3 protein-coding genes and 1 pseudogene are annotated in these 3736 nt (G+C 62.3%); all 4 read right to left on the bottom strand.

Features of this window, described 5'->3' with window-relative positions; all coding sequences use genetic code 11:
* Positions 1-94: 94 nt before the first annotated feature.
* A pseudogene (locus HT737_RS03890) lies at positions 95-581 on the bottom strand (flavin reductase family protein).
* A 12-nt stretch (positions 582-593) separates the two neighbouring features.
* Positions 594-2075 (bottom strand): aldehyde dehydrogenase, encoded by a 1482-nt coding sequence (locus tag HT737_RS03885; protein WP_182401505.1) that lies wholly within the window; start codon positions 2073-2075, stop codon positions 594-596.
* Complete coding sequence (locus HT737_RS03880; RefSeq protein ID WP_095666804.1) at positions 2072-2905, bottom strand: alpha/beta fold hydrolase; 834 nt, start codon at positions 2903-2905, stop codon at positions 2072-2074. Before HT737_RS03880 ends, HT737_RS03885 begins: the two co-directional genes overlap by 4 nt.
* Positions 2906-2937: 32 nt before the next feature.
* Complete coding sequence (locus tag HT737_RS03875; protein ID WP_007968626.1) at positions 2938-3528, bottom strand: amino acid synthesis family protein; 591 nt, start codon at positions 3526-3528, stop codon at positions 2938-2940.
* Between the last annotated feature and the right edge of the window lie 208 nt (positions 3529-3736).

Genomic DNA, 3736 nt, shown 5'->3' with positions numbered 1-3736 from the left:
CTGCCGAAGGCTGCGATCTTTTGATCTTGCTCTTAAAAATCAAAGTCAAAAGATCGCAGCCTGCGGCAGCTCCTACAGGGATTGTGTTTATCCATCAGGCCAGGGTCGGCAACGGCCCGAGCTTGCCCTTGTGATAAATCATCGGCGTCACCGGTTGCTCGGGCAGGATCAGGTTCTTCACCGCGCCGACAATGATCGCGTGATCACCACCGTCGTATTCACGCCACAACTCGCACTCGATGATCGCCGTGGCCTTGGCGAGGATCGGGTTACCCAGTTCGCTCAAGTGCCACTCGATGCCTTTGGCTTTGTCCTTTGCCTTTGCCGGCGAAGGCGTAGGCCTCGGCGGTCTGCTCGGCGGACAGCAAATGGATCGCGAATTTCTGGCTGTCGCGCAGCACCGGGTAGGTGTCGGAGGCGTAGTTGGGGCAGAACAGTACCAGCGCCGGGTCAATCGACAGCGCGCTGAAGGCGCTGGCAGTGATGCCGACGATAGCGCCGTCCGGGTCGAGGGTGGTGACCACCGTGACCCCGGACGGAAATGAGCTCATGACGTCTTTGTAAATGCCGGGTTCGATCATGTCGCAGGACTCCTAGCGCATCACAAACGGATCAGGCATCGGTGCCTGAGAGAGGTTGATCCACACCGTTTTCAGTTCGGTGTAGGCCAGCACCGAATCGATGCCGCTTTCGCGTCCATAGCCACTGTTCTTGAAACCGCCAATTGGCGCCATTGCCGATACCGCGCGGTAGGTGTTGACCCATATGATCCCTGAGCGCACGTCCCGGGCCAGACGATGGGCGCGGCCCAGATCTCGGGTCCAGATGCCGGCGGCAAGGCCAAACTGCGAGTCGTTGGCAATCGCCAGCGCTTCGGCTTCATCTTTGAAGCGAATCACCGAAGCCACCGGGCCGAAGACTTCTTCCTGCATGATCTTCATCGAGTTGCGGTCGCACTCGAACAGCGTCGGCTCGTAGAACCAGCCGTCACCGAGGTCGGCCGGACGCTTGCCGCCGGTGCGCAACCGCGCGCCTTCAGCGATGGCATCCGCCACCAGACCTTCGACCACCGCCAATTGCTGCGCGGTGGCCATCGGACCCATTTCACTGTGGTCGTCCTGCGGGTTGCCGATGCGGATGCGACGGGCGCGTTCCACCAGTCGGCTGACGAATTCGTCGTAGATTTCGTCCTGTACCAGCAGGCGCGAACCGGACACGCAGCTCTGGCCCGAGGCGGCGTAGATCCCGGCGATGGCACCGTTGATCGCGCTGTCCAGGTCGGCGTCGGCGAAGATGATGTTCGGCGACTTGCCGCCCAGTTCCAGCGACAGCTTGGCGAAGTTCTCGGCGCTGCTGCGCACCACATGCCGGGCCGTGGCCGCGCCGCCGGTGAAGGCGATCTTGCGGATCAGCGGATGGCGGGTGAGGGCGGCGCCGGTGCTCGGGCCGTAACCGGTGACAACGTTGACCACGCCCGGTGGAATCCCGGCTTCGAGGGCCAGACGCGCCAGCTCAAGGATGGTTGCCGACGCATGTTCGGACGGCTTGATCACAATCGTGTTGCCGGCGGCGAGGGCCGGCGCCAGTTTGATCGCGGTCAGGTACAGCGGGCTGTTCCACGGAATGATCGCGGCGACCACGCCCATCGCTTCGTGCACGGTGTAGGCAAACAGGTCGGGCTTGTCCAGCGGCAGGGTGCCGCCTTCGAGCTTGTCGGCCAGGCCTGCGGTGTAATGGAAAAACTCCGGCAGGTAACCGACCTGACCACGGGTTTCGCGGATCAGCTTGCCGTTGTCGCGGCTTTCCAGCTGCGCCAGTTGTTCCTTGTTTTCCGCGATCAGGTCACCGAGACGCCGCAGCAGTTTGCCGCGCGCGGTGGCGGTGAGGCCGCGCCAGGCCGGGCTGTCGAAGGCAGTCTGCGCCGCTTGCACGGCGCGTTCGACATCGGCTTCATCGGCGTCAGGCAGTTCGGCCCAGGCTTGCGCGCTGGCCGGGTTGAGGCTTTCGAAAGTCTTGCCGGAGAGGGCGTCGACCCATTCTCCGCCGATGCACATCTGGAAGCGTTGGAGTGTCATGCAACGATCCCCTTTATAGGGTTTTGTCGGGCGTGTGCGTAGTCGAGAAATTGCAGCAGCGTCTGGTTGACCAGGCGCGGCGACTCTACCGGCATCATATGCCGTTGCTCGGGCAGTACCGCAACCTTCGCACCGGGGATGCGCCGGGCCAGTTGCTCGGCCATTTCCGGGGTGGAACCGGGGTCAAGTTCGCCGGTGGCGATCAGCGTCGGTGCCTGGATGCTGCCGAGGTCGTCGGCGCGGTACATGTCCTGAGTGGCGAACAATTCGTAGGTGGTCAGGTAGCCCTGCGGGTCGTTGCCGGCCAGGGTCTGACGAATGGCCGCAATCTGCGCCGGGTTCGCCGCCTGATATTCGCGGCTGAACCAGCGCGACAGCGCCGCTTCGGCATTGGCGTCCGGCCCGTGTTCGGCGGCCTGCGCGGTACGGGCGATGACCCCGGCACGTTGTTCCTCGCTGCGGTTGAACACGCTGTTGAGCACCACCAGGCTTTGCAGGCGCTCGGGGTAATGCAGGGCAAACGCCCGCGCCACCAGGCCGCCCATGGAGAAACCGATCACCGCTGCCTGGGGCAGATTCAGGTGATCGAGCAGCTCCAGCAACTGATCGGCATAACCGAGCAGGCCGGTGCCGCTGGCCGGGCGCGGGCTGGCGCCGTGGCCGAGCATGTCGTAGGCGATCACCTGGTATTGGGCAGACAGGCCAACGATCTGGCCGCCCCACATTTCTTTATTCAGGCCCACGCCGTGGATCAAGACCACGGGCTGGCCTTGGCCGGTCGCCAGGTAACTGGTGCCAGCCGGGGTGAGTTCAGCGGTGAGCCGAATCATGGAGCGCTCCTGCAATGCCTTTTTTATTGTGATTACTGGGCTTTTTCGGCGGCCAGTTCTTCCAGATCGATGTAGCGGTTGCCGATGCGCGGGTGCAGTCGACCACCGTCGGCGCAACCGAGCACCACGACGATTTCGTCGGCACGCGGCGCGTCTTCGATCTGCATTTCCAGGGTGATGTAATGCGAGCGCAGACCTTCGTCGTCCTTGTGCATCATCGGAATCTGGATCGACGTGCCCGGGCCGCCGCGCTTGTTGGTGAAGCTCAGGTAGCTCTTGGCCTTGACCGCTTCGCGGTAGTGGTTGCCGAAGCGCAGGGTGTGGATCACGGCCGAGGCGTGTTCGATTTCGCCGTCAGCGCCGACCACTGCCGCTTTGCCGTAAGCCTCGATCTTCTCGGCGCCACCGATGATGCCCACCAGACGCTCGACCATCATGGCGCCGAGGTCGGAGCAGTTGGCGCGGATTTGCGGTTTCAGATCTTCGACGAAGCCGTTGCCGACCCACGGGTTCTTCATCACTACGGCCAGGCCAACCATAGTCACTGGCTTGTCCGTGGCCTTGCCGCCTTCGATGAAGGTTTCTTCGACATAGCTGACGATCTTGCGAATTTCGAAACTCATGAGCTGCTCCGTTGGGGATTGAAAGTGTCTGTGCGTCTGATGGTATACCATAATACCGATCGTGCAAGTCCCCCACGCAAGATTTGCCGCATCGATCCGGCGAATGGCGGTGTATTCGCCTGCCGTCCTCATCAATCCAGCACGACGCGATATCGATGTAGGAGCTGCGGCACGCTGCGATCTTTTTGATCTTGTTTTTAAAAAAACC

It is taken from the genome of Pseudomonas sp. MD195_PC81_125 (genome assembly GCF_014060985.1).
GTDB lineage: Bacteria > Pseudomonadota > Gammaproteobacteria > Pseudomonadales > Pseudomonadaceae > Aquipseudomonas > Aquipseudomonas parakoreensis.
This window is presented reverse-complemented; position numbering and strand designations above follow the sequence as displayed.